Source organism: Geminocystis sp. (assembly GCF_041753295.1).
Classification (GTDB): domain Bacteria; phylum Cyanobacteriota; class Cyanobacteriia; order Cyanobacteriales; family Cyanobacteriaceae; genus Geminocystis.
The window spans coordinates 40,894-66,584 of the sequence record NZ_JBGSUU010000084.1 but is presented as its reverse complement, the minus strand read 5'-3'; the positions used below and the strand labels follow the sequence as shown (position 1 = coordinate 66,584).

The 25,691-nt window shown below is 30.7% G+C and carries 22 protein-coding genes; 7 read left to right on the top strand and 15 right to left on the bottom strand.

What is annotated here, in order from left to right; genetic code table 11:
* Positions 1 to 214 precede the first annotated feature (214 nt).
* The 3 genes from dnaN to ACEW8E_RS09235 form a co-directional block, all read right to left on the bottom strand.
* Positions 215 to 1,360 (bottom strand): DNA polymerase III subunit beta, encoded by a 1,146-nt coding sequence (gene dnaN / locus ACEW8E_RS09245; RefSeq protein ID WP_373480049.1) that lies wholly within the window; start codon positions 1,358 to 1,360, stop codon positions 215 to 217.
* 284 nt (positions 1,361 to 1,644) lie between these two features.
* Complete coding sequence (locus ACEW8E_RS09240; RefSeq protein WP_373480048.1) at positions 1,645 to 2,535, bottom strand: DUF4922 domain-containing protein; 891 nt, start codon at positions 2,533 to 2,535, stop codon at positions 1,645 to 1,647.
* Between the two features lie 45 nt (positions 2,536 to 2,580).
* On the bottom strand, positions 2,581 to 3,294 hold the full coding sequence (locus tag ACEW8E_RS09235) for a DUF1997 domain-containing protein (RefSeq protein WP_373480047.1): 714 nt from the start codon (positions 3,292 to 3,294) through the stop codon (positions 2,581 to 2,583).
* A gap of 105 nt (positions 3,295 to 3,399) precedes the next feature.
* On the opposite strand from ACEW8E_RS09235, the gene ACEW8E_RS09230 reads away from it, so the two are divergent.
* Entirely contained in the window at positions 3,400 to 6,087 is a 2,688-nt protein-coding gene (locus tag ACEW8E_RS09230) for an efflux RND transporter permease subunit (protein WP_373480046.1), read from the top strand.
* Here the strand turns inward: ACEW8E_RS09230 and ACEW8E_RS09225 are convergent.
* On the bottom strand, positions 6,084 to 6,731 hold the full coding sequence (locus tag ACEW8E_RS09225) for a hypothetical protein (protein ID WP_373480045.1): 648 nt from the start codon (positions 6,729 to 6,731) through the stop codon (positions 6,084 to 6,086). The two genes, ACEW8E_RS09230 and ACEW8E_RS09225, sit on opposite strands and share 4 nt — an antisense overlap.
* Before the next feature lie 240 nt (positions 6,732 to 6,971).
* Entirely contained in the window at positions 6,972 to 7,415 is a 444-nt protein-coding gene (locus tag ACEW8E_RS09220; RefSeq protein ID WP_373480044.1) for a hypothetical protein, read from the bottom strand.
* Positions 7,416 to 7,659: 244 nt separating this feature from the next.
* Here ACEW8E_RS09220 and ACEW8E_RS09215 point away from each other — a divergent pair, with 244 nt between their 5' ends.
* Positions 7,660 to 8,631 carry a hypothetical protein gene (locus tag ACEW8E_RS09215; RefSeq protein WP_373480043.1) on the top strand — a complete coding sequence of 324 codons (972 nt, stop codon included), beginning with the start codon at positions 7,660 to 7,662 and terminating at the stop codon, positions 8,629 to 8,631.
* A gap of 41 nt (positions 8,632 to 8,672) precedes the next feature.
* On the opposite strand, the gene ACEW8E_RS09210 is transcribed toward ACEW8E_RS09215, so the two are convergent.
* Together ACEW8E_RS09210 and ACEW8E_RS09205 are read right to left on the bottom strand one after the other, a co-directional pair.
* Positions 8,673 to 9,374 carry a helix-hairpin-helix domain-containing protein gene (locus ACEW8E_RS09210; RefSeq protein ID WP_373480042.1) on the bottom strand — a complete coding sequence of 234 codons (702 nt, stop codon included), beginning with the start codon at positions 9,372 to 9,374 and terminating at the stop codon, positions 8,673 to 8,675.
* A gap of 15 nt (positions 9,375 to 9,389) precedes the next feature.
* Positions 9,390 to 9,725, bottom strand: a complete 336-nt coding sequence (locus tag ACEW8E_RS09205) for an NINE protein (protein WP_373480041.1) — start codon at positions 9,723 to 9,725, stop codon at positions 9,390 to 9,392.
* A gap of 759 nt (positions 9,726 to 10,484) precedes the next feature.
* On the opposite strand from ACEW8E_RS09205, the gene ACEW8E_RS09200 reads away from it, so the two are divergent.
* Positions 10,485 to 11,351: an SHOCT domain-containing protein gene (locus ACEW8E_RS09200; RefSeq protein ID WP_373480040.1), complete on the top strand. Its 867-nt coding sequence runs from the start codon at positions 10,485 to 10,487 to the stop codon at positions 11,349 to 11,351.
* Positions 11,352 to 11,457: 106 nt separating this feature from the next.
* Here ACEW8E_RS09200 and ACEW8E_RS09195 read toward each other — a convergent pair whose 3' ends face one another.
* The 3 genes from ACEW8E_RS09195 to ACEW8E_RS09185 all read right to left on the bottom strand — a co-directional run bounded on the left by ACEW8E_RS09195 (position 11,458) and on the right by ACEW8E_RS09185 (position 15,131).
* A complete protein-coding gene (locus ACEW8E_RS09195; protein WP_373480039.1) occupies positions 11,458 to 12,534 on the bottom strand; it encodes a Gfo/Idh/MocA family oxidoreductase in 1,077 nt (358 codons plus the stop codon).
* Between the two features lie 167 nt (positions 12,535 to 12,701).
* Positions 12,702 to 13,385, bottom strand: coding sequence for a GDSL-type esterase/lipase family protein (locus tag ACEW8E_RS09190; RefSeq protein WP_373480038.1), 684 nt, complete (start codon positions 13,383 to 13,385; stop codon positions 12,702 to 12,704).
* A 72-nt stretch (positions 13,386 to 13,457) separates the two neighbouring features.
* Positions 13,458 to 15,131 (bottom strand): ABC1 kinase family protein, encoded by a 1,674-nt coding sequence (locus tag ACEW8E_RS09185; RefSeq protein WP_373480037.1) that lies wholly within the window; start codon positions 15,129 to 15,131, stop codon positions 13,458 to 13,460.
* 99 nt (positions 15,132 to 15,230) lie between these two features.
* Here ACEW8E_RS09185 and ACEW8E_RS09180 point away from each other — a divergent pair, with 99 nt between their 5' ends.
* From ACEW8E_RS09180 to ACEW8E_RS09170, 3 genes are all read left to right on the top strand, one after another.
* Positions 15,231 to 16,682, top strand: coding sequence for a BCD family MFS transporter (locus ACEW8E_RS09180; protein ID WP_373480036.1), 1,452 nt, complete (start codon positions 15,231 to 15,233; stop codon positions 16,680 to 16,682).
* Between the two features lie 260 nt (positions 16,683 to 16,942).
* The gene (gene ftsH2, locus ACEW8E_RS09175) at positions 16,943 to 18,823 is read left to right on the top strand and encodes an ATP-dependent zinc metalloprotease FtsH2 (RefSeq protein ID WP_373480035.1); all 1,881 of its coding nucleotides are present in this window, start codon (positions 16,943 to 16,945) and stop codon (positions 18,821 to 18,823) included.
* A 92-nt stretch (positions 18,824 to 18,915) separates the two neighbouring features.
* Positions 18,916 to 19,614 carry an MgtC/SapB family protein gene (locus ACEW8E_RS09170; RefSeq protein ID WP_373480034.1) on the top strand — a complete coding sequence of 233 codons (699 nt, stop codon included), beginning with the start codon at positions 18,916 to 18,918 and terminating at the stop codon, positions 19,612 to 19,614.
* An 18-nt stretch (positions 19,615 to 19,632) separates the two neighbouring features.
* On the opposite strand, the gene ACEW8E_RS09165 is transcribed toward ACEW8E_RS09170, so the two are convergent.
* Positions 19,633 to 20,031 (bottom strand): universal stress protein, encoded by a 399-nt coding sequence (locus ACEW8E_RS09165; protein WP_373480033.1) that lies wholly within the window; start codon positions 20,029 to 20,031, stop codon positions 19,633 to 19,635.
* A gap of 240 nt (positions 20,032 to 20,271) precedes the next feature.
* On the opposite strand from ACEW8E_RS09165, the gene pgk reads away from it, so the two are divergent.
* Positions 20,272 to 21,471, top strand: coding sequence for a phosphoglycerate kinase (gene pgk, locus ACEW8E_RS09160; RefSeq protein ID WP_373480032.1), 1,200 nt, complete (start codon positions 20,272 to 20,274; stop codon positions 21,469 to 21,471).
* Positions 21,472 to 21,573: 102 nt separating this feature from the next.
* Here the strand turns inward: pgk and ACEW8E_RS09155 are convergent, their stop codons facing one another.
* The 4 genes from ACEW8E_RS09155 to ACEW8E_RS09140 all read right to left on the bottom strand — a co-directional run bounded on the left by ACEW8E_RS09155 (position 21,574) and on the right by ACEW8E_RS09140 (position 25,616).
* Entirely contained in the window at positions 21,574 to 22,143 is a 570-nt protein-coding gene (locus ACEW8E_RS09155; protein WP_373480031.1) for a nucleotide exchange factor GrpE, read from the bottom strand.
* 77 nt (positions 22,144 to 22,220) lie between these two features.
* Positions 22,221 to 22,583 carry a molecular chaperone DnaJ gene (locus ACEW8E_RS09150; RefSeq protein WP_373480030.1) on the bottom strand — a complete coding sequence of 121 codons (363 nt, stop codon included), beginning with the start codon at positions 22,581 to 22,583 and terminating at the stop codon, positions 22,221 to 22,223.
* A 15-nt stretch (positions 22,584 to 22,598) separates the two neighbouring features.
* Complete coding sequence (locus ACEW8E_RS09145) at positions 22,599 to 25,046, bottom strand: peptidase M, neutral zinc metallopeptidase, zinc-binding site (RefSeq protein WP_373480029.1); 2,448 nt, start codon at positions 25,044 to 25,046, stop codon at positions 22,599 to 22,601.
* 27 nt (positions 25,047 to 25,073) lie between these two features.
* On the bottom strand, positions 25,074 to 25,616 hold the full coding sequence (locus ACEW8E_RS09140; protein ID WP_373480028.1) for a LysM peptidoglycan-binding domain-containing protein: 543 nt from the start codon (positions 25,614 to 25,616) through the stop codon (positions 25,074 to 25,076).
* Between the last annotated feature and the right edge of the window lie 75 nt (positions 25,617 to 25,691).

The window sequence follows — 25,691 nt, the reverse complement described above, 5'->3', positions numbered from 1 at the left end:
TAGTATTAAGAGTGTTGAGTTTTTAAATAAAAATTCTTAAAACTGTGTATTTTTTTCTATTATACTATTTTTAAATCTTTGATTATTATAACTTTTTGACTTTCAACAGTAAACCCTAATTAAATGATATTAACGAGGTTTTTCAATCAAAAAAAAGCATCAAATAAATTTAAAATTACTTATTTTTATATTACTTATTACTTATTTTTTAAAATTACTCTTTAATTTGAACAGGCATAATCAAATAAGTCATATCAACACCGCTTAAAGGATTAATAATAACGGGTTGAGTAGCACCATTTAAACTAAACTTAATGTTATCGGAATTTATCGCTTTTAAACCATCCATTAAGTATTTAATATTAAATCCAATTTGAAAATCATCCCCAGTAATTTCGACATTAACAGCTTCTTTAGCATTACCTAACTCTCTAGCTTCTACTGATAAAATAAGTTCATTAGTATTAGCTATTAGGTTGAACTTAACCATGTTATTTTTACCATCAGCAAATACAGAAACTCGTTCTAAACTATTGATAAGCATTTTACGATCAACTACCATAAAACGCTCAAAAGTTTTCGGTATAAGCTGATTATAATTAGGATAAGCACCATCTAACCTACGACTGGTTAAACTTTGATTATCTAATTCAAACACTATTTGTCCTTCATCAACATATAACGAAACAAAATCATCAGCAGAAGAATTAGCCATCATCTTTTCTAACTCTCTCAACGCTCGTGACGGTATAGTAAGAGCAAAATTACTACTATTGTCGGTTTCTGTTTCCTCACTGATTTTAGCCACTGCCAAACGATGCCCATCGGTTGCCGCAAACTCTAACCCATCAACTTCACGAGTTAGATGTAACCCCGTTAAAACCTGTTTAGTCTCGTCACTACTAGCAGAAAATAAAGCACCTTTTAAGCCTTCTTTTAACGCTGTTACAGGCAATAAAAACTTGTCATCGGTGTCAATAGTTGGTAATTCAGGATATTCGTCACCCCTTACTCCTCGTAACTGAAACTTACCAGAAAGAGAATTAATGGCAACCATCGGATTATCATCTAATTCTTCCTCATCAAAAGAAAAACTAACCTCCCCTTCGGGTAAATGTCCGATAATATCATTCAATAACTTCGCTGGTAAAGTAATTGTACCTCTTTCTTCTACCTCAGCAGTAAAACTACTTCTCATACCTAAAGTTAAATCAAAACCCGTTAAAGTCACCTGATTTTTACCCTTTTCAGCTACTAATAAAACATTGCCTAAAATTGGATGAGTAGGGCGACTAGGCACAGCACGACTTACTAATGATAGACTATTTTTTAGATCAATTTGAGAGCAGACAATTTTCATAATATTTTTTCAACTTATTAAATACTAATAGAAGTTCTATTGTACTAAATAATTGACTCTTTTTTAGCACAAAGATCTTATGTTAACGTAAATTGAACAGAAATGATTAATAACTTAACTAGCTATAGGTTATCAACTATTAAAATCATCTCAAATTCTTAGAAATAATTGAGAAATTATATAGGTATATTGATAATTTATGCTTAATTTAAAGATTATATTTTGTCAATAAAACACAGTTAATTATGATGTTTTTTTCTGGAATTATCATTTTATTAGTGTAACTAATTTAAACCTACTATAGCTAAAATTTCTAATGGTTTATGTTTTAGTAATAACTCTAATTCTTCTTCATTTTTTACTAATAAAGCACCTGCAAAACCCAAAGAGTTAATAGATATTGATTTCATTTTTTCTTTACTTCTAGGTATTATCATCATCCAAGATTTTGTGATTAATAAATTATAATGAATTAATGGTTTATTATCTTCAATGTTAATGTTTAATTTTTCTAGTAATTGATAGTAATAATCCAAGGTTATTTTCCCTAATTCTTCAGGAGATTTATCGGTTATATCCTCAAAAAAAGCAACTGCTTGTAGATAAGGAAATGATTTTAGATTAATGATTTTATCTTCTTTTTTATTACTTAAAACTAAATCATCAATAGGTATAGTATCTATTTCATCCACTAAAGGATAAGGTACTAATTGTAAATGTTTATGAGGTTGAGAAGCTCCTGCTATTTTACCACCATTATAAAAACCTAAGCCATTTATTTGTTTTAAAACTATCCATAAAGCTGTAAAATCTTCAAGGGTTAAGATATTTTCTTGAGATTCAAATTCACGGGTAATAATTAATAAGTGATGGTTAACTACATTATATTTATTTAGAATTAATACATGATTTTCCTCAATATCCGCAATAAATAAATCTTTTTCGTAGGGTAAAAAAGGATTAAAATTTGAGTTAGATTCTTTCTGTTTTTCTTTTTGTTTTTTCTTAGCTTTATCTTTTTGATTTAAGTTATCTAAAATTCTCACAATAAATTTTATGTCATTTTCTTCCACAATTTGATATTTCGTCGCCATGGGATGTAAAACTTTTGTGGCTAAAGCTTTTTCCGTTACAGATGTTATTATTCTCCATAAATTGAGATTATTTTCACTCATAATTTATTCTTGATAATTTGACTAATATTTGATTCCTGTGTAAAATCATTTTACAGGATTAAAAGTGCGTGCAGTTTTCGGTGGAATAGGTAAATCGAAACGACAATGAAAGTCTTTTTGTACTTTATAACTTAAACGAGGAGATACTTGCTTAACTATTTGACTTAAAAGGCGATCGCCCGTATTCTGAATAATAGACATGGGCAATTTATAGATAAAATGAGGAAATCTGACTTTTACTTGTAAATTCAACTGCCAGTTAATTTTAGTAATAATTTCAGGCAGAGAGTTTTTTCCTTGTTGATGATAAACTTTTTCGATGCCGACAGAGGCTTGAGAAACAGGTATTGACTCTATATACATATCTGAAATATAGTTAACTTCGTATCCTTGATTATTAAATTCAGGATTTGTCACCGAATACATCGAATAATGTTTAGACTGTGGAGTAGTGAGTATTACAGTCATTTCTGGTTCAACATTGTAGCCAAAAGCGCCATAATTACCGATAATCAAAGTATAACCGTTTTCGCCGAAAGGTTTTGCTTTCATTGGTGAAGCGCATCGTACAAACCACCCTTGATGATCATTGAGATAATTTGCTACAGTATCTTCATCACTATACATCTCCATTATACCACTAAAAAGTGTCTTAAAGGCTACAGGTTCTTGTGGTGAAATTTCTAATTCTTCAGGAGTTAGAGAATCGTCAATGAAATTTTCTGGGGTGTTATTAGGAGGAATATTTGATTCTGACATAATTTGGCAGTTGACAGTTAGCAGTGGACAGTTAACAATTATCAGGCAATAGCTTTAAACAATAACGTTTATTTTTAGTTATATCTTAATTATTAATTATTCTTCATGAATTTTTCTTTACGCCAACGGTTAAATATTTCTCGCCTTGCCATTCAACATCCTTGGTTAACGATTAATTTTTGGATAGCGGTTAGTGTAGCAGGATTACTGGCTTTTTCTTCTCTTCAATATGCCTTATTTCCTGACGTGACTTTTCCTGTAGTGATTATTCGCGCTGGGGGAAATTTTGAGACTGCCATTGAAACAGAAACAAAATTAACAAATCCGTTGCAAAAACCTTTATTAAATCTTGAATCTATCGAAAATATCGTCTCTTCTACTTTCAAATCTGAAACCATAATTACTTCTCTTTTTTTTGCGGGAGATACTCTTGATTCGGCGACGAAAATTATTGAAAAAGCCATCGCTAATGTTGATTTGCCAGAAAATACAAAAATTGAAATTATCCCCTATAATCTCAATGAATCTTCAGCCATTAGTTATGTTTTAACTAGCGAGAAAAAAAGTTTAGCAGACATAGCGGAAATAGCCAATAACAAGATTATTCCAGCTTTAAAAAATATTGACGGTATTTTAAAGGTAAATATTTTGGGGTTAGATTTTCCTGAAGATGAAAAAATAACTCCTAGTTTTGTCAGTTTTAACGGTAAAGAAAGTTTAGGAATTTCTATTATTAAACGGGGAGATGGTAATACTTTAGAGGTAGTGAAATCCGTTGAGTCTGTCATGAAAAAATTGTCATCTTCCTTGAGTGAGATAACGATAAATGTGGCGCAAACCGAAGCAAATTATATCAAAGAAGCAACTCAGGCAACCATTGACACTCTTGTCTTAGCAATTATTTTGGCAGTATTAGTCATTTTTCCTTTTCTTGGTAATTTTACTGCTACTTTTATCACCGCTTTAGCCATTCCTATTTCTTTACTAGGCACTTTTATTGTCATGGCGATAGGTAATTTTAATTTAGAAACTATTACTTTATTAGCTTTAGCCTTAGTCATTGGTATTGTTGTGGATGATGCCATTGTGGATGTGGAAAATATTATGCGTCATCTCGAAAATGGCTACTCACCGAAAGAAGCAGCCATAAAAGGTAGCGATGAAATTGGCTTAACTGTATCAGCTTCCACTTTAACCATCGTCGCTGTTTTTTTACCCGTTGCCTTAACTAGCGGTAATGTTGGGCAATTTTTCAAGCCTTTTGGGTTAACGGTTTCCGCCGCCGTGATAATTTCTCTTTTAGTAGCGCGCACTTTATCTCCTGTGTTAGCGATGTTTTGGTTAAAAAGGAAAAACCACCAGCAAAACCTAGAAAATTCTTTAATGATGAATATTAGTCACAAAATAGTTAAACAATATAGTAACTTATTAATTTGGTCATTATCTCACCGTAAAATAGTTTTAATTGGCGCTTTAATCAGTTTTATCATCGGTATCGCTTTAATTCCCTTTATTCCTCAAGGTTTTATTCCTCAATTAGACAGAGCAGAATTTAATATTATTTATACCACCGAATTGCCGAAAATTCCTAGTGATTGGAATATTAATCAAAATCAGCAGGAAAAAAATTCCTCTATTAATCAAGATAACTCTAGCTTTAACTGGTTAGGAGAAATTAAAGAAAATCCCAATGGCTTTATTTTAAGACGCACTCGCCGCATAGGAGAAAAAATTGAGGAAGTAATTTTAGACATTCCCGAAATCGAGTCTATTTTTAATATTGTTGGTTTTCGAGGGCAACCAAATTTAGGTAAAATTTATATTAAGCTAAAAAGTGAGGGAAAAATTAATGCTTTTGAGGTACAAAATAAGATTAGAAAAACTTTACCCGTTATCAAAGGAGTAAATATCAGTGTAGAAGATATTAAATTTGTTGACACAGGAGATGAAAAACCTTTTTCTTTTCGTTTATTAGGAGATAATCTTACTTCTTTGAATCAAAGCGGGAATAAAGTTAAAGGAAAATTAGCAAATTTTTCAGCCTTAACAGATTTAACGATGTCACCCTCAGAAAATGCTACAGAAGAAAACAATAATATAAACATTATCGAACATTTTAACGGTAAAAGAGCTATAACTTTTTCGGCTAATTTAGGAAAAGATGAAGCCTTGGGAGATTTAACTACGGAAGTCAAGAAGAAAATTCAACCTCTTTTATCCTCTGATGTTACCCTTTCCCTTGGAGGAGATTCTGCAAGAATGGAAGAAATTGCCAGACAATTTGGCATCATTTTTGTTTTATCTATCAGCTTCATGTTATTATTACTTTGGGCATTATTTGGTAGTTTACTAGAACCCATCGTAGTAGCTTTATCATTACCCTTATCTATTGTTGGCGCAATGCTAGGATTACTCTTTACCCAAAGCGCCTTCGGTATGATTTCCCTGTTAGGAATAATTTTTTTATTAGGATTATTAGATAAAAATGCTTTATTGTTAGTGGATTACGCTAATCAATTGCGAAAAAAAGGAATGTCTCGTCAAGATGCAATTATAACCACGGGAATAACTAGATTGCGCCCAATTTTAATGACAACTTCTTCGACTATTTTAGGAATGTTACCCATTGCATTGGGGTGGGGTGTAGGTGCACAATTAAGACAACCAATGGCAGTGGCAATTATTGGCGGTTTATTAACCTCTACCATTTTATGCTTAATTTTTGTACCTGTTTTTTATACCATAGTGGAAGATTTATGGTTAAAAATTCAAGGCAAGTATAAAAATAACTAATAAGTAATACCTCTATAAGTTCTTGGTTTTACCTTATGTTTAGAGATAGTTTTTTCCTCGACAATTATTTCTTCCTCTATAGATTTATTGTTATTAACCACAACTCCTCTATAGGTTTTTATATCTTCCATTTCTTCTGAATGTTGTGCCGAAATTCGTCTATTACTATTACTTTTTTTGATAATTTCTACTCTATCTTCCCTAGAAGTATATTGAAAAAGATTATATTTATTTTCTACTGCAAATATTTCCCTATTACCATCTTTTTCCTTCATAGATGAATTTGTTTCTAACAATTCCCTACTATTTTCTGAGGATAAGGGTAAAGGAATATCATTTATTTTTTCTGTTTTATTTTCCCTAATCTCCCCAGAAACTGTTGATAAATATTCCGGTTTAATCTTTTCTTTCACTGCAATTTCTTCTTCCCATATAGTATAAGAATAATTAGTTTCAAGGATAAAACTTTCTTTTCCTATATCAAGAATTTCTTTGCAAATATTTAATGCTTTTTCTTTAAATTTTTTAGGTAAATCAGATTTACGATGAAAAGTTTTTCCAAAACAATTTATACTTAATGATCTTCTTATTTCCGAAGCTATAACCCCTTGATTTACCAAATCATCTAATAAAAGTATTTTCATCATTTAACCTCTGAGATAATATTATTAATTTTTTAGAGTAGCCAATGTTATTGAATTAGTAAGATGTTTAATGTTATTAAAAAGTTAAAACGATTATTCCGATAATGCTGTAGATAAACCTTTAATCTTTCTATCAGCACAAAATTTAAAACTTTATTACCATAGCTACATTTTAAGATAACTTAATCTGACAGTATGTTAAATCTAAATAAATTTAAAAACTGTAAATTAAAATACATATTATCTAATTAAATAACTAAAATATTTTTCAGATTTATTTTCTTGAGTTTTGATTAATATTCTCCATGTATCGCCTTTTGATTGTCGTTGTAAATCAATATTAAATGTATTGTTAATTATCTTTTTTTGAAATGAAGTTTTCTTGACTATAATTTGATATTTTCCTTCTAAATGATATGTAGGTAAATTAAAGATTAGATTAGGTTTTATTTGAATCACGTCGATTTTATTAATTTTTATCTCTGATTTTTCTGTATTTAGTTGACGACTCAAGTTACTATAACTTTTTTCTAAATTTAAAAGAATAGCTTTTTTAATTATCTCCCCATTTGGTGCAAATTCTAAAGGCGGTTGAGATGATGTACATCCGAAAGAAAATATTAAGATAAAGAGAAATAATAAAAGTCTATTAATCTTTTTTTTAAATAAGATTTGATTAACCATAAATATTAAAAGATAAAAGTAGTTAATTTTTACTTTCAATTTATCATAAGTAATGTAAAAGAGGTAGTAAAATTATTAAATAAATTAGTAATGACTTTTTTGCTTTGAGTATGGTAAATTATTAATTGAGAAAGAGAATTAAGAGATATAACATAATTAAATAATTGAAATTTTCTTTCTTAACCTATAAAATTTTCATGAATAACTATTTAACTTTCATCTTATTATTACTTTTCTATAAAATATGCTTGATAACTCACAAAAGTCGGATAAAAGCTTATCTATTCAAATAAAAATATCATTAAAAAGAACTATTCTTCAACTTGAAAAAGCTATAGAAATCATTAAAAATAATTCTATTGAAGATTTACCTAACTTAACCATAGTTGAAAATTTAGTCGATTCTAGTAATGCTTTAGTAGATTATTTACAACTAAAAAAAGCTAGTATTACTAATGAAAATGAAACAGGAAATAAATTACCCGAAAATAATGATATATCAGAAAATAATCCTGAGAATAAGACAATAAAAGGAAGAATCAAAACTAAAAGAAAATTTAATCTAAACTTAATCTTGATAATTCTTTTAATTATTAGTCTAATTACTAATATTATTATTTGGAATTTAAAGTCAAATAATTTAGTAATGCTGTCGAAAGAAGAAAAAATAATTGTTGAAGATAAAGAAACTTTGGTAACAAATAAAATGCCAACTATTGAAAATAATCATCTCTCCAAATTAGATACTCCTATAAATAATTATCCTGATGAAGAAATAAAAGTTGAGGAAGAAATTTCTCCAGAATCTAAAGAGATAGAGTCAAATTCAGAAAATAAAATAAATACAAATTTAGAAATAGATACCAACAATTTATCAGAAGACTCTAAAGTAGAAGAATTAAACTTAAATGTAACTCCAGAGCAATCTTTATTAACAAATATTGAAAATCAAATAACAAATATAACTAATAAATACGGAAATAAATTAATTCTTTATATAGAAGCAAATTTTAGCACAAATAACTTAGTAATTACCTTTAGTCAAGATTGGTATAAATTGACAGAAAATGAGCAAAATAATGTTGTTAATGATGTTTTTGATAAAGTTAAAAACCTTAATTTCTATAAGTTTAACATCAAAGATGCTAATAATAATTTATTAGCTCGTAACGCTGTTATTGGGAATAAAATTATTATTGTTAATAGAGGAAATTAATAATAGTTTAGTAAATTATTAAGAAGTTTTTAAAATTTTTATTAAACTAAATGACGATAAATATTAATAGGAATTCCTGTACGTTTTCTCACATCTAAAAGAGACTGATATTTTCCTTTTTTTTGCCTTTCAATAACAATTTTTAAAGCATTTTTTTCGTCAATATTTAAAGTCATTAATTCTTCCACAGAAAAAGAGTTTAATCTTCGCCAAGAAGTGTCAAATTCTTTATTGATATTATAACTAAAAACAATTAAAGGTTCGATACGTTTTAAAATATTTTCAGGAATACCAACGACTTCGGATAATTCATCAATATCTGTAAAGATATAACCTTCATGCCTTAAACAATCAATATCGTTAGCATAAATAATAGATAAACCTAACTGATAAATAATATCATCTTTTGAGCAAGTATTTATATCAACTTTTCCTCGACTTTCTGCCATTAATTGGGCAATTCTAGTAGAAGTAATTAATACGCCTTTAGGGGCAGTTTTGATGAGATAATTTTCCTTAATTTTAAAAGCGATAATAACTTGACTAATCCAAATTAAATTTACTAAAGTTGGTATTGCAGATGATAAAATAATTGAACTAAAAGTTAATCCACTACCTATATATAACCAGGAATTAGTTTTTGTTTTCCATCCTGCATAAACAATGGAAATACCGCCAAAAATAGGTAAAAATGACCACCATAACCAAGGAGGATTTTTGTCAAACCAATTATTTTGAGACATAATTAATTTTCTTTTTTATAGTTTATCTAAAAATTTTCGGCGTTTTTCTTCATATTCATCAGCAGTAATGATACCTTGATCATATAATTTTTTTAATTCACTTAAAGTTGTGAGACTATTACTTTGTGCGGCTGGAATAATATTAACATTATATTGAGCATTAAAAGCATTATCTGACATTAATAATAAGCCAATAAAATCAAAAATAGCAAGTAAAGCAGGAATAAATGTCCAGAAGAAAACTAAGTATAAAATTCCTGCAAAATTATTACCTAAATAAAATTTATGAATACCGAAAGTGCCTAGAAAAAAAGCTAAAATTATTGCGACTGATTTATTTTTTGCTTCCATGTTTTTATTCCTTTTATAATCTAAGTTAACAAGATAAAATATTTTTTATGATTGATTGATTTATTTACGAATAAAGTTACTATTTTTATGCTTAAAAGTTTTTAATTTTAATGAAAGAAAGTATAAACAAACTATTCCTGTTTGAATCTCTAAAATAAGCAGATAATGTTTGATAAAATAATTAACTTCCATAATAGAATTTAAGGAAAAAATAAGTAAACCTAAAATCAGAAAAGAAATTAATTGCCATTGCCGAGAATAAGAGAATAATGACTTTGATGATTTAATCATTTTCATAATCAATTTGATAAGGTTAATATTTTCTCTAATTATATTGTAATTAAAATATTAGCAACAACTCTGTTCGGGTGTAAAGATTTATAAAGTAATAGTTTATAATCAGTTATAATGATTCATGATCCATTACTGTAAGTGTTGTTTTCCGAATATGATTTCATGTCAAATTTAAAAGAGAATTATATAATTTTATTAGAGGAATTAAAATCTTTAAAGTCTTCTGAGATTAATTGTCATAAAATCACCAAAATAATAACTAAAAAAAATTGATGTTTAAGATTTTTAGGTAAAAAAAATAAAATATTAATAATTTAATTGGTTTATTTTTCCTTAAATATGATTTCTTTTACGCACTTGTTATTAATGATAGTTAAACTAAAAGATTGATATTTTTTATTTTCTTAAGAAAATTTATGATTGACTATTATATTATAATTTATCTTAATTATTCAGAACAAAATTATGGCAAAAAGTTATTTTATTAGTCGTAACAGTCAAGATTTAGACAAAATTTATCGTGCAACAATTTTATGGTTTAAAGGCAAACAATATGAAGTAGAAGGCACAGAAAAACAAGGAATTTATTTAATTCAAGCGGGAAAAACAAGTACAATTAGAACATTATTAGGCTCAAATTTAGCTTTTAAAATTTTAATTTATTTCTCTAATGATACCATAATTAAGAATCAAGAATTAGTGGTAGAAACTACTAGGGGAAAATGGATTCAAAATATTGCAGGTGCAGGTTTTGCTGGTATTTTTACGGGTGGTTTTACCGTTATGACTGGTATTGCTACGGCAGGATGGGGATTTTTATTAGAAAACGAGTTAATTTCTTACCTAGAAAATGAGCTTAATTTTCAAAGAATTACTACAGATATTTCTAACAAAAATAATCAAGATATTTCTGAAAACAATATTAACAATTCTTCTCCTATTAACTTAGATAAAAATTCAGAAGATACAAAAATTATCAATGAATTAGAAGAAGAAATTAATAAGTTAGAAATTGCCTTTACTGATGAAATTTTAACCGAAGCAGAATTTACAAGAAAAAAAGCGATTTTAGAAAGAAAAATTGATGACTATGAAATTAATTTAGTCATTGAAGATAAAATTAGTAAATTGCAATCTGCCTTTTCTCAAGGAATTTTAAATCAAGAGGAGTATGAAGAAAAAGTTAACCAAATTGAAGCCAATATGAGAGAAACAATTTTACAAGAAAGGCTGATACAACGAAATAAGACTAAAATTATTAAATTAAAAGAAGCCTTAAATAATGGGGTAATTACTAAAGAAGAATATCAGCGAAAAATTAGCAATTTATAATAGCTTTTTTTGTCTGAAATGGGGAAAAAGAATTAAGGATTAAGAAATTTGGATAACTATTTCCTATTCCTTATCTTCATCAGTAATATGGGTATAAGATTCTTAATTAAATACTAATGAATTCGCTATTAATTTGTTGTAAATCGAGGGGAAATTCCTGCCAAACTTTACCATCTAAGGCTAATTGTTCAATATAACTAGCTAATCTTAGCGCTTTTAAGGCTTGTTCACCACCCACAGAGGGTTTATTACCACCTCTAACACAACTGACAAAATGTTCTAATTCTGCGTGTAAAGGCTCTATATTACTTGTGTAAACTTTTTCGATTAAACCATCTTGACGATATAAAATTTGACCGTAATCAGTAGTATAATTAGCAGTAGTTTGACGATGAATTAAAATTTCGTTATTGAGAAAATCAGCTTCTGTTAAACTTTGCTTACAATGGGCAACAATACGGCGTATTTTACGATGAGTTACTTTACTGGCGGTAACGGTAGCAACAATACCATTAGCAAAATTAAGAGTTGCGGTGACATAGTCTAAATATTGTGATTCAGCCGCACGACTACCAGTCGCACTCAATTTAGTTACTGGTGATTCTGCTAATTCTAATAATAAATCTAAGTCATGGATCATTAAGTCTAACACGACAGATACATCATTAGCACGATCTGAATATGGACTCATGCGATGCGCTTCTAAGGCTAATAAATTCTCTGTTTTTAAGACTTTGCTTAATTCTTGGAAGGCTGGATTAAATCTTTCAATATGTCCTACTTGTAATATGCAATTAGTAGCGGCGGCAGCATTAACTAAAGACTCTGCTTCTGATATACTAGCTGCAATGGGTTTTTCAATTAAAACGTGTACTCCTGCATTTAAACAGTCTAAGCCAACTTGATGATGTAGTCTAGTGGGTGCTGCAATACAGACAGCATCGACATTAGGTAGCATTTCTAAGTAATTTTCAAAAAAATGGACTCGATATTTACTAGCAACATCTAAACCTTTTTCGACATTAACATCAGCAATACCTACTAATTCTACATCTTTAAGTAAACTTAACACCCTAGTGTGATGTTGCCCCATATTTCCCACTCCGATAACTCCCATTTTTAATGGCAGGTTATAATTTCTGGGAATAGGTAAATTACTTGACGATAATCTTTGATTTTTCATGTTATTTAACTCCTCGACACAAAATAATTTTATCTTTTTTAGGTATCTTTATTTACCTCAGATACTATCACAGTTAAACTAATCTGGAATAGATTATGAATGGTAATAAATAAATAAATTATGACAACTCCCCGTTTCCTTTTATCTCCCCGTTTCCTTTTTATCCCCTAATTATTAATTATTAATTGTAAAGGTTGCCAATGGACAATTTCATGGAATAAAGATTCATAACCTTTAATATTAGGATGCAATCCATCTTTAGACATTTGTGTCTTTCGCCAATATTCTCCCCTACTCATCCACATATCGAATAAGTCAAGATAGGGAATATTACGAGTTTCACAGGCTTGTTTTGTTACTTCTTTATAGTGATATTGATCTCGTAGATTATAATAAAGGCAGTCTAAAAAAGGCATTTTTTCTTCATCTACTGGTATCATCCCCACAAACATGACTGAACATAATTTTTGGGCTTGATCTAATAAACTATTAATATCTTCAGTAAACTTCTGATAATTAGTTAAATTTCTCCCTTGAATATGCCCTAAACGAGGAGTATCATTAACTCCCACTGATAAAATAATCAAGTCTGGATATTTATTTCTTAATTCCCCTCGATGACTAAATTCTTGGCATAAACGACTGTTAACTTGACTAATGCCGTCTCCTCGAATACCTAAGTTATACAATACATGATCTTGATCACTATTCATAAAATAACGGCGTAATCTTTCTACCCAGCCTCCGCCTTCGGTATCACCATAACCATAGATTAAACTATCACCTATGGCAATAATACGCAAAGGCTGAGATTTTTGTCGCTGATTATGGGGATTATCTAAAATTTGCATTTATATCAAATCTCGTAAAATCTTAACTTCTTCGGTGGGTGAATGCCATTTAATGGGATAAATATCCCCTACTTAACTGGCTACTAAATCCTGAGAAAATTGCTTGATGGCTTGTAATGCCACATCAAAAAGTTTTTGGGGGTTTAACTCTGGTTGAATTAATGTCCACAATCTTTGTACTTCTTTCGTGTGAAGTCTGTCATCTTCAATTAAAGCAGTAATTAGTTGACGGCGTAAATAATCCCCTTCTTCTGATACTAAAAATTGTATCCCTAATGTTGCTGTTGGTAATAAATCAAATTGCCGATCTGATTGTGCGATCGCAATCATATTTTCTAATCTTTCCCACTGAAACTTATCATTTTTAAATAATACTTCAATAAGACGTTTACGCATGGCGGGGGATTCTTCCGTTAATAAACGACGAGAAACATAAGGGAAAGACACTTCAACAATGCGAAAATCAGGATTAAGACTTAAGGCTAAACCTTCTTGAGTAACTAATGAGCGAATGATTAAAGCAAATTTCGCCGGTACTCTAAAAGGATATTCATACATCAATTCCGAAAAATCATCAGTGATAGTTTTAAAGTTAAAATCACCGACACTTTGTCCGATGGCACTACCTAAAACCTTTTCTAAGGCGGGTATAATGGGTGTTATATCAGTTTCTGGGGTTAAAAAGCCCAAATTGACAAAATCTTTAGCTAAAGCGGTATAATCACGGTTTATGAGTTGTACTACAGAAGATGCGATGGTTTCTTTAGTATCTTCGGCTAATTGATCCATCATGCCAAAATCAATATAAGCCATTCTACCATCAGCCATGGCGAATAAATTACCCGGGTGTGGATCTGCATGAAAGAAACCGTGTTCTAATAACTGTTTTAACCCTGAAGTTACGCCGATTCTAATAATTTCGCTAAAATCTAAACCAGCGGCTTGAATACCATCTAAATCGTTTAATTTATAACCATTAATCCACTCTAAAGTTAAGACATGATGACTGGTATAATGCCAATAAATACAAGGAACTTTTACTTCCTTATCTCCTAAGAAATTAGTAGCAAATTTTTCAGCGTTTCTTCCTTCATTAATATAATCAATTTCTTCAAATAATTTTATACCAAATTCATCAACAATTAACCCTAAATCATGACCTAAATTAAGGGGTAAAAAAGGAGCTACCCAACTAGAGGCTAAACGCATTAAATATAAATCTAAAGAAATAACAGGCAATAAATTTGGACGCTGAACTTTGACTGCTACTTCTTCTCCAGTGTGTAAAACAGCCTTATATACTTGTCCTAAACTAGCGGCAGCGATAGGATTACTAGAAATTTCTCGATAGGCTTCTTTTATTTTTAAATCTAATTCTCGTTCAATAATTTCAAAAGCAATTTCATTATCAAAAGGAGGTAATTGATCCTGTAATTTAATTAGTTCTTCTAAAAAATCTTTTCTAATTAAATCAGGACGAGTGGATAATGCTTGTCCAACTTTAATAAATGTAGGTCCTAATTTTGTCAAAATTTTTCTTAGTTTTTCTGCTCTTTTTAACTTATTTTTTTCTTCTTGTTTAAACCATTTATCTAGGGTTAATTGAATAATAAAAACACCAAAATAAATAATAATTTTTAAGCTACGAAATATGGCTAACCAAGGGCGATAACGATAATATTGAGCAATGACATTGGCATTATATTGAGCATCCCGTGTTTGGACATCTGATGAAGAATAATTCACGTTTTCTAATCAGGTTTTATATAAAAGTATTTTTAGATAGTCAGAAATAATTATAACTCTAAATAGTATATTAAAATTACCCACCGTTAGAAAATGAATATGAATAGGAATAATTACCAAGATCTTAACTCTGAAACCACAGGGAATACTATTCCCAAAGTCAATATTTTTACGATGTTACGATTAGGCTTATTTAATCTCGGTATTGGTTTAATTTCTGTGTTGACTTTAGCGGTATTAAATCGGGTAATGATTTCTGAGTTAGGTATTCCAGCTACTATCGCCGCAGGTACTTTAGCATTATCTCAGTTAGTTGCACCAACTCGTATTTGGTTAGGACAATTATCCGATAGTAAAAAATTATTTGGCTTACATCGTACTGGTTATGTACGTCTTGGAATTATGATGGCTGGATTATGTATATTTTTAGCGGTACAAATAGTCTGGCTATTAGGCAAAAATATCGAGATAAATAACGGTTGGCAATGGAATGTTTCGACAATTATCTTGAGTCTAAGTTTGGCTTTAATTTTTATTTTACAAGGTATTGCTATCGGTGCAAGTTCAACCCCTTTTACTGCTTTACTGGTGGATATATCTGACGAAGATAACCGCTCAAAAATAGTTGGTATAATTTGGTCAATGTTAATGGTTGGAATTGTTATTGGTGGTGTTACAGGTCAAGTTTTACTCAAAAATTTAGCCGTAGAAGAAGATAACACAATTTCCTTAAGTACTTTACAACCGCCCATCAATTCTATATTTATAATTGTCCCTTTGATTGTCATTTTCTTAACTTTCATTGCCACTTGGGGAGTAGAAAAAAAATACTCTCGTTATCGTTTACGCTCATCTTTTGTGGATAGAGAAGATGGTATCAGCTTAAAACGAGCATTAAAAATTCTTACTTCTTCCCGTCAAACAGGAATCTTTTTCTCTTTTTTAGTCATGATTACCATGAGTTTATTTATGCAAGAAGCAGTTTTAGAGCCTTATGGCGGAGAAATCTTTAAAATGAGTATTGGTGAAACGACTATGCTTAACTCTTTTTGGGGTATTGGTATTTTAATCGGTTATGGTACAACAGGATTTTTTGTCATTCCCCGTTTAGGGAAAACCAAAACCACTAAAATAGGCTGTATCTTAGTTGCTTTATCTTTTAGCTTGATTATTCTTTCTGGTTTAACTACCACCCCTGAAATATTACAAGGCTCTATGGTATTATTTGGTATCGCTGCTGGTATAACAACTATTGGTTCAATTAGTTTGATGTTAGATTTAACCATAGCAGAAACTGCTGGAACTTTTATTGGTGCATGGGGTTTAGCACAATCCATGTCACGAGGTATCGCCATCGCTATCGGTGGTTGGATTCTCGATGTGGCTAGATTTATGTTTAATAATGCTTGGTTTGCCTATAGTTTTGTCTTTTTCTGTGAAGCTCTTTTTATTATAGGTGCTATCGCTCTTTTAAATAAAGTTAATGTTCAAGAATTTCAAAATACCACCCGTCAAGCCACTGCCATGGTAATGGAAGCCGAACTTGATTAAAAAAGGAGGTATCAGGTTTTTAATCCCTTTACCCTTTACCCTTTACCCTTTACCCTTTACGAAACCTGAAATCAATAATTAATTCGATTATGTAAAATTTTAGTTAAATGGGTGTTATGGCTGAAAAAATTGTCATAAAAATGAGAACTATGTTAAGTTTAGTTAAGAAATGTTGTTACAATTGATCATAAGTAAAAAAAACAAAAGACAGAACAAGTTAACTACTTAATTCACTGTTAGATAAATAAATTTAGGAAAATATGAAATTATCTTGGCGTACAGTCCTATTATGGACAATACCATTTTTAGTAATCGGCTTTTTTGTGTGGCAGGGTAGTTTTGCCACTAACGTTAGTGATAATAACAATACCGCTAGTACTCGCATGACTTACGGTAGATTTTTAGAATATTTAGACAAAGGCAGAGTTAGCAGTGTTGATCTCTATGAAAATGGACGTACTGCTATTGTAGAAGCTATTGATCCCGAATTACATCAAGTACAAAGATTAAGAGTTGATTTACCCGGTACTTCTCCAGAGTTAATCACTAAATTGAGAGAATCTGGAATTAATTTTGATACTCATCCTCTACGGAATGAAGGTGCGATTTGGGGTATTTTAGGTAATTTAGTTTTTCCTGTACTATTGATTGGTTCTTTATTTTTCCTTTTCCGTCGCTCTAGTAATATGCCGGGTGGACCTGGACAAGCTATGAATTTCGGTAAATCTCGTGCTCGTTTTCAAATGGATGCTAAAACTGGTATTCAATTCGATGATGTAGCTGGTATTGAAGAAGCAAAAGAAGAATTAGAAGAAGTAGTTACTTTCTTGAAACAGCCCGAAAAATTTACGGCTATTGGTGCAAAAATTCCTAAAGGTGTTTTACTTGTAGGTCCTCCCGGAACTGGTAAAACCCTACTAGCTAAAGCCATTGCAGGAGAAGCTGGTGTACCTTTTTTCAGCATTTCTGGATCTGAATTTGTCGAAATGTTTGTGGGTGTTGGTGCTTCTCGTGTCAGAGATTTATTCAAAAAAGCTAAGGAAAATGCACCTTGTTTAATCTTTATTGATGAAATTGACGCAGTGGGAAGACAAAGAGGCGCAGGTATCGGCGGAGGAAATGATGAAAGAGAGCAAACTTTAAACCAATTATTAACAGAAATGGATGGTTTTGAAGGTAATACTGGTATCATCGTCATTGCCGCTACAAACCGTGCAGACGTCCTTGATTCAGCGTTAATGCGTCCGGGTCGTTTTGACCGTCAAGTTATGGTTGATCCCCCTGATTTTAAAGGTAGAATCGGTATTTTAGATGTTCATGCCCGTAACAAAAAAATCGCTTCTAGTGTTTCTCTTGAGGCCATCGCCCGTCGTACCCCCGGTTTTAGTGGAGCAGATTTAGCAAACTTACTCAATGAAGCAGCTATTTTAACCGCCCGTCGTCGTAAACCAGAAATCACCTTATCAGAAATTGATGCGGCGGTGGATCGTGTGGTAGCGGGTATGGAAGGCACTCCTTTAGTGGATAGCAAAAGTAAACGCTTAATTGCTTACCATGAAGTTGGTCATGCCATAGTCGGTACTTTAATTAAAGATCATGATCCAGTACAAAAAGTAACCTTAATTCCTCGTGGACAAGCTCAAGGTTTAACATGGTTTACCCCTAATGAAGAACAAGGATTAACCACCAAAGCACAGTTAATGGCAAGAATTGCTGGAGCAATGGGGGGAAGAGCCGCAGAAGAAGAAGTGTTCGGGGATGATGAAGTAACCACCGGTGCAGGAGGTGACTTACAACAAGTAACTGGTATGGCTCGTCAGATGGTAACACGTTTCGGCATGAGTGATTTAGGTCCACTTTCTTTGGAAAGTCAAGGAGGAGAAGTGTTTTTAGGCGGTGGTTTTATGAATCGTGCGGAATATTCAGAAGAAAGTGCTTCTCGTATTGACGCTCAGATTAAAATGTTAGCTGAACATGGTCATCAAATTGCCCGTCAAATTGTCCGAGACAATCGGGAAGTTATGGATCGTTTAGTTGACTTACTCATCGAAAAAGAAACCATTGACGGTGAGGAATTTCGTCAAATCGTAGCTGAATATACCACTGTACCTGAAAAAGAACAATTCGTACCTCAGCTATAGATGAAGCCATGACAATTAACAATTGACAACTCCTATCTCCTAATTTATGTTTTCATAGGTAAAGGATAAATCAGGCGAAATAAGATCACTTTATGGAAGATACAGAATTTATAATTAGGTTAATAATAGCCTTGTTATTAGGCTCAGGTTTAGGACTTGAACGTCAATGGCGACAAAGGATGGCAAGGTTATTAACTAATAGTTTAGTTTGTATTGGTGCTTGTTTATTTGTTATGCTTTCCATGATGATAGAAGGAGATAGTAGTCGTACTCGTGTTATTGCTCAAGTAGTTTCTGGTATTGGTTTTTTAGCTGGAGGTGTAATTTTACGAGAAGGAGCAAGTATTCGAGGTTTAAACACCGCTGCCACAATTTGGTGTACGGCGGCTGTTGGTGCTTTAACAGGTGCAGGGTTTATTTCTAAGGCTTTTATTGGCTCTCTGGTGGTTTTATTTGCCCACTTATTTTTAACTCCTTTAGGAGAAATAATTAATCAAATATCTTCAGAAGAGGAAGAATTAGAATTATGTTATTGTTGTTCGTTTATTTGTCATCATCAAGATGAATTGAAACTTCGAGCAATATTTCTTCGGTGTTTAAAAGAAAAGAATAATTTTGAAATTCGTTCGATACATAGTGAAAAATTAAGAGGAATGGTTATGGGAGTGAAAATACAAGCGGAAATAGTAGCAAAAACCTGTCAAGATCAAGAATTAGACCATATTATCAGCAATTTAAGTCTTGAACCAACAGTAATAAAAGCTACTTGGCAAACTATTTTTCAGAATTAGACATTGAGTACTATTTTTTTAAGGTACGACTAAAACAGGACAGGGTGCAAGATTAATTACTCGATTAGTAACGCTTTCCTCTGCGCCTTCGTGAGTCAACCCTAAACCTCGACAACCCATAATAATTAAATTTGCTTCTACTTCATCGGCTACGTCACAGATAGTAAAAGAAGGCATCCCTTCACGCTCAATAATTTCAGCAATAATATTTTCTTGAGCAAATAATTCTTTGGCACTATCTAATAATTTAGCGACATTTTCTTCATTACTCATCACAGAATCATCCTTTGCTGATTTTTTCACTACAGAGAGTAAAAATAGCTTACTATCATAGGTTTTAACAACATTACTGACAACGGCAACAGCATCTCTTGTTTCTCTATTTTGATCAATGGGAAAAAGAACTTTTTTAAACATAATACTTCAGAACAATGAACAGTTAACAATTAAACTTTATTTACATTTTTTATTACTATTTATTATTGCCTACTTGTTCAATTTTCATGGGGTATATTAATATATTTTATTATTTGTATTGCTTTTGTTGCTTTTAAAAATAATTTTACATATCGTTACACTTCGGGTAAAATCTCCAAAGAAGTAAAATTTTTTACCGATTTATTTTTAAAAATCTAATATATATAGGAAAATTTTGTCATGGCAAAAAAAAGCATTGCAAGTTTAACAAAGTCTGATTTAGAAGGAAAAAGAGTGTTAGTGCGTGTGGACTTTAACGTACCCATGGATAACGGACAAATCAGCGATGATACTCGTATTAAAGCCGCTTTACCTACTATTAATTATTTAAGTTCTAATGGTGCTAAAGTTATTTTATGTAGTCATATGGGTCGTCCTAAAGGTGAAGTTAAAGAAAGTTTACGTTTAACTTCTGTGGGTAATCGCTTATCAGAATTATTAGATAAAAAAGTTACTAAATTTGATGATTGTATCGGTGATGATGTCACAGAGGGAGTGAATGGGATGGCAAACGGTGATGTTGCTTTATTAGAAAATCTCCGTTTTTATAACGAAGAGGAAGCTAATAATCCTGAATTTGCACAAAAATTAGCAAGTAACGCTGATTTATACGTTAATGATGCTTTTGGTACTGCTCACCGTGCCCATGCTTCCACAGAAGGGGTTACTCATTATTTATCTCCCTCTGTAGCTGGTTTCTTGATCGAAAAAGAATTAGAATTTTTACAAAGTGCCATCGAAACTCCTAAACGTCCTTTAGTTGCAATCATTGGTGGTTCAAAAGTATCTAGTAAAATCGGTGTCATTGAAACCTTACTAGAAAAATGTGATAAATTAATCATCGGCGGTGGCATGATTTTTACTTTCTATAAAGCCCGTGGTTTAAGTGTTGGTAAGTCTTTAGTAGAAGAAGATAAACTAGAATTAGCTAAATCTTTGGAAGCCAAGGCAAAAGAAAGAGGAGTTGAATTTTTATTACCTACTGATGTAGTTTTAGCTGATAATTTTGCCCCTGATGCTAACGCTAAAACCGTTGATATTAATAGTATTCCCGATGGTTGGATGGGTTTAGATATTGGCCCTGATTCTGTTAAAACCTTCCAAAATGCCCTTGCTGACTGTCAAACGGTTATCTGGAATGGCCCTATGGGGGTATTTGAGTTTGAAAAATTCGCTCATGGTACAGATGCGATCGCTCATACTTTAGCAGATTTAACAGAGAAAGGCACTACTACTATTATCGGTGGTGGTGACTCCGTGGCGGCAGTAGAAAAAGTTGGCGTTGCCGAAAAAATGAGTCATATTTCTACTGGTGGAGGTGCTAGTTTAGAGTTACTTGAAGGTAAAATTTTACCCGGTATTGCGGCATTAGATGACTAATGATACAAGCCAAATTTTGATGATAAAATGATCTAAAAGTCCTCCATTATTGGGGGATTTAGACTTTATATCAAGATAAATATTCTTAAAATAAAAAGATAATTAAACCTCAGATTTAGCGGTAATAACTTCTACATAACGAAGGATTTTTTCTTTTATTTTAAACCCTTGACGAACAATTTTAGTGATAGTTTGATCTGGTATATCTTCTCTTATTTCTCGCTCAACTACTTGACAAATACTAAAATCAGGAATATCGCCATTAAAATCAATTTTTTCTACTTCCCTACGAGATAAAATAGTGAGTAATTTTTCCTGCATACTAGAGGTAAATTTTGGCAATCTTTTAAAGGCTTTAGGGTTAAAATTATCCTCTTGTAAATTATTATCTAAATAGTTAATTAAAAATTCTAAACTATCATAAATATCTAACATTTCTTCATATAATGCCTCGGCTTTTGCTTCATTTTCCTGTTGTTGAATTTTGACGGTTTGTTGTAATTTAGTTTTTTCCTTTAATAACTCTTGATTTTCCTGTAAAAGTTGATCTCTTTTCTCCTTAGTAATAAGTAAAATATTCTGATTATCCGATAAATTATCATCAATATCTACTGATTTTTTAGACTTATTATTACTAGAAATTAAGTTTTTCAAAAAGTTTAATGTTGTCATGATTTTATACTGTAAAAATAGATTGTAATAAAAAGTTACTTTACCATGGCTATTGACTATAAAATTTATTAGTTAGATTAAGAAAATAATTCTAATCCTAATTTTTTATCTGATTCAGAAATAGTTTCACTTTCTTTATAAGCAGTATCTAAACCATCAAATTCAGGTAATAATTTAATCAAGGGAATAGGCTCATTTAATGCTGATAAATCCTGTTTTTTAAACCTTTGAATTAAAGGTAAATTAGGACGTAAATAATCAGCAATTAACCTTTGTTGACTATCCATTAAATTTTTTCTAGCTTCTGCGATTTGCTTGGGATTATACCTTTTTTTCTTCATCGCCATAGCAAAGGCTTTCGTTATTTCCGCCGTAGATGCTGAAGGGGAAACTTCTAAAACATCGTAAGGATTTGGTGTTATATTTTCTTGATTAAACATAGTTAAATTTTTTAATTAAATAATATGTAAAGCCTTATATAATTCTCGAAAATCAGGCTCATAAGGACAAATTTCATAAGCCCATCTTCCTAATTGTTGTAAGGTTTCCCACTCTAAATCTTTAGTTTTTGCACCATTTAAAGCAATTTCAATAAAGATAGAAGCAACTAAATATTTTATTTCTTGATTTGATGAATGCTTAGCTTTTTTAACCGCATCTTCAAATCTATTTTGTTGTAAAAGTTGATCAAATTCTTCCGCTTCTTTACTATACTTTAATCTACTTAATAAGTCTAAAATTAAAGGATTATTTTGATCAATTTTTTGTACTTCTTTAAGTTGACTAATTGCTTGAGAAAAAGAGATTTTTTCATTAGCCACTTTATCAGAAATTTCTCTTGCTTTAAATTCCGCTAAATAACTAGCAGAAGATGAAGACTTTAATAGATTATACCAAAATTGAGCAAATTCTAAATGTTCATTAAAGTTCTCAATTTTTTGTCTTTGTTTTTCACATAACTGGTTAATTTCTTTTTGCCAATCATCATTATTATTGATCTCATTTTTAGCATTTTCTAAACTAATTGTTGCTTTTTTCCATGAGTTATGTTGTAAATGATAACAACCTTCATGATAATTAATCAGACTATAAGCTAGTTTTTCTATGTCAGAAGAAGGAGTTAAATTTGGTTTAATTGTTATCCCTCTTTCTACGTCATTTTTTAAACAAGCGGCAACGGTTAAACCCCAATCAGTAAATAATGTGCCTAATTGATTTATCGTTAAATTGATGTTTTTTAATTGGGATTTATGCTGTTGATAAAAAGCAGGAGTGATGAATAATTCTCTAATTTTTACTCCACTATTTGGCGGATTTCCCATTAACTCCATAGCTAACATTTCTCTCCGAAAAATATCCCTTAATTCATAATATTTATTCAAGTTACTATCTTTATATTTATCAATGGCATTTTCTACGATTTTGATTAATTCTTCTTTGGTTTTTTCATAGTCAATGTGATTACTACCTAACCAAACTATATTTTGTAAAATTGGATTTTGTTTAATATTTACTAATCCTGTCGCCCATACTGCTATCCATTTTTCTGTATAACTAGCATCTATTTGCACTTGATAATAAAGAGCGATGGCCATATTATGTAAAATGATGATATTAGGAGTATTTTTAAATTCCTCACTAAGTTGATTAATAATATTAACTAAGTTTTTAGATTGCCATAATTGAGACTCTAAAGCAGGTTGAATATGCTTAGATAAATTATGTTCAATATTTTCGTTATAACCGTATTTTTCTGTTAAATTTTGACAACAATTTTTCGCTTCTTCATAGTTTTTATCCGCTACTAAATTTTCGATATGTTGAATAATTTGTAAACGATTTCTCTGAATTAAAATTTTGAGAGATTCTTTTTGTTTATCTACTAAATCATGATTAATTTGTTTCCATTCTTTAGCGGTATTTTCCCACTCATTTTTTTGTAAATAACAAAATCCTCGTAAATAATTGCTTCTTTCTCCTGTCATTTTTGCTAGGCAAGATAAAGCAGAATTATAGTCATTTTCCTTGATATAAATTAAGGCTAAACGATAACGAGCTAAATCGAAACTATGCAAATGAGATAATGCTAATTGATATTGTTTTTTTGCTAAATTAAAGTTATCTATTTTCTCCGCTAATAATCCTTGTCTATATTCAGTTTTAGCATTAATAACTGTCTCTAATTTTTGTTTTAATTCCTCCCCATCTTGACGGCTAAATTTTTCTAAAACTAAATCTAATTGACTTTTGGCAATAATAAAATTACCTTCTCTAGCAATATGTTGAATTTGCTTTAAATTATTCTCATATTGAGTTTGCAATTGTGCTAAATTTTCATACTCTTTAATTTTTTTTGCTACAGTGACAACTTTATAAATTTTTTCTGCATTCAAAAGATAAGTTAAACCTTCTCGATAAAATCCTTTTTTACCTTGATTTTTACCTTCATTATATAAGGATTGAAATTGATTTCTGTGCTTAATTTTATCCTTTAAAATTTGTTCATTAACTACATATTCTGTCTCATCTAAAAGCTCGTTACATTTAGTAAAAGAATCTAAGGCTTGAGTAAGAATTGTACTGTCAAAAGGATCATTTTTATCTAAGGCAATAAATTCTTTTCCTTGACTAGCGAAAGATTCTCCTCTTTGCAGTCGCATTTTCCATGTCGTAAGCTGAGTATTAACGTTGTATAATAAGTCAGTTATAGCCATATCTCGTACTAATTGTTCACGCCAAGAGGGGTTTTCTTTCCATAAAGATTTAATTTCTTCTGCTAATTTTATTGCTTCTTTTAGTTTTTTTAATTGAGCGTATTCCTTTGCCTTACTAAATTTTTGTTGACTAATTTCTTTATTTTTAAAAATGGTTTGAGTTTTGCCGATAAAATCAAATAATCCCATATATTTTTACCTTTTTTACTAAATTATTTATTGACAAAATTCTGTCAAATTAGGAATTAAAATTACTTGCCCGACTTCTAAATTTTGCGGTGAATTAATACTAGGATTTGCTTCAGTGATTAAATGCCATGCGTTACCGTCACCATAAAAACGTAAACCTAACATATATAAAGAATCTCCTAATTTTATTTGATAATTAAAACCACCACACCATTTTAAATCTGGTTTTGATTCTTCTTTATTGACGGTAATAATAGGCTCTTGTTTATCTTGATTAATCGTATTTAGACTAGCTTGATAATTATTTTTTGCGATCAAATATCCTCCATAAATTCCTGCTATTATTGCTAATAATACTATGACTAAAACTATGTAAATTAATGATTTTTTAACAGGTTTTGATTCGGTTTTTGTGTCTAAAAAAGGTAATTCTTTTAACATCCGAATTGTGGATAAATCTGTCTCACAATTAGGGCAAATATTTGTTTCAATGTCTTGGCGATCGCACACAGGGCAAGTCAATTTTTGTCTCATAAAAACTCCATAATTTTGATCTTGTAGGGTGGGCATTGCCCACCAATAATTAATACTTAGGTATTTAGATGCGTAATTTCGCCCCCTGCCCCCAAGTTTGGGGGAGAATAA

Coding starts and splice junctions, on each gene's coding strand:
- ACEW8E_RS09145 (WP_373480029.1), bottom strand. CDS start 25,046: ATGGGATTATTTGATTTTATCGGCAAAACTCAAACCATTTTTAAAAAT.
- ACEW8E_RS09210 (WP_373480042.1), bottom strand. CDS start 9,374: ATGTCTCAAAATAATTGGTTTGACAAAAATCCTCCTTGGTTATGGTGG.
- ACEW8E_RS09235 (WP_373480047.1), bottom strand. CDS start 3,294: ATGTCAGAATCAAATATTCCTCCTAATAACACCCCAGAAAATTTCATT.
- ACEW8E_RS09150 (WP_373480030.1), bottom strand. CDS start 22,583: ATGTTTAATCAAGAAAATATAACACCAAATCCTTACGATGTTTTAGAA.
- ACEW8E_RS09155 (WP_373480031.1), bottom strand. CDS start 22,143: ATGACAACATTAAACTTTTTGAAAAACTTAATTTCTAGTAATAATAAG.
- ACEW8E_RS09140 (WP_373480028.1), bottom strand. CDS start 25,616: ATGCCCACCCTACAAGATCAAAATTATGGAGTTTTTATGAGACAAAAA.
- ACEW8E_RS09215 (WP_373480043.1), top strand. CDS start 7,660: ATGCTTGATAACTCACAAAAGTCGGATAAAAGCTTATCTATTCAAATA.
- ACEW8E_RS09230 (WP_373480046.1), top strand. CDS start 3,400: ATGAATTTTTCTTTACGCCAACGGTTAAATATTTCTCGCCTTGCCATT.
- ACEW8E_RS09240 (WP_373480048.1), bottom strand. CDS start 2,535: ATGAGTGAAAATAATCTCAATTTATGGAGAATAATAACATCTGTAACG.
- ACEW8E_RS09180 (WP_373480036.1), top strand. CDS start 15,231: ATGAATAGGAATAATTACCAAGATCTTAACTCTGAAACCACAGGGAAT.
- dnaN (WP_373480049.1), bottom strand. CDS start 1,360: ATGAAAATTGTCTGCTCTCAAATTGATCTAAAAAATAGTCTATCATTA.
- ACEW8E_RS09165 (WP_373480033.1), bottom strand. CDS start 20,031: ATGTTTAAAAAAGTTCTTTTTCCCATTGATCAAAATAGAGAAACAAGA.
- ACEW8E_RS09200 (WP_373480040.1), top strand. CDS start 10,485: ATGGCAAAAAGTTATTTTATTAGTCGTAACAGTCAAGATTTAGACAAA.
- pgk (WP_373480032.1), top strand. CDS start 20,272: ATGGCAAAAAAAAGCATTGCAAGTTTAACAAAGTCTGATTTAGAAGGA.
- ACEW8E_RS09225 (WP_373480045.1), bottom strand. CDS start 6,731: ATGAAAATACTTTTATTAGATGATTTGGTAAATCAAGGGGTTATAGCT.
- ftsH2 (WP_373480035.1), top strand. CDS start 16,943: ATGAAATTATCTTGGCGTACAGTCCTATTATGGACAATACCATTTTTA.
- ACEW8E_RS09220 (WP_373480044.1), bottom strand. CDS start 7,415: ATGGTTAATCAAATCTTATTTAAAAAAAAGATTAATAGACTTTTATTA.
- ACEW8E_RS09170 (WP_373480034.1), top strand. CDS start 18,916: ATGGAAGATACAGAATTTATAATTAGGTTAATAATAGCCTTGTTATTA.
- ACEW8E_RS09190 (WP_373480038.1), bottom strand. CDS start 13,385: ATGCAAATTTTAGATAATCCCCATAATCAGCGACAAAAATCTCAGCCT.
- ACEW8E_RS09205 (WP_373480041.1), bottom strand. CDS start 9,725: ATGGAAGCAAAAAATAAATCAGTCGCAATAATTTTAGCTTTTTTTCTA.
- ACEW8E_RS09195 (WP_373480039.1), bottom strand. CDS start 12,534: ATGAAAAATCAAAGATTATCGTCAAGTAATTTACCTATTCCCAGAAAT.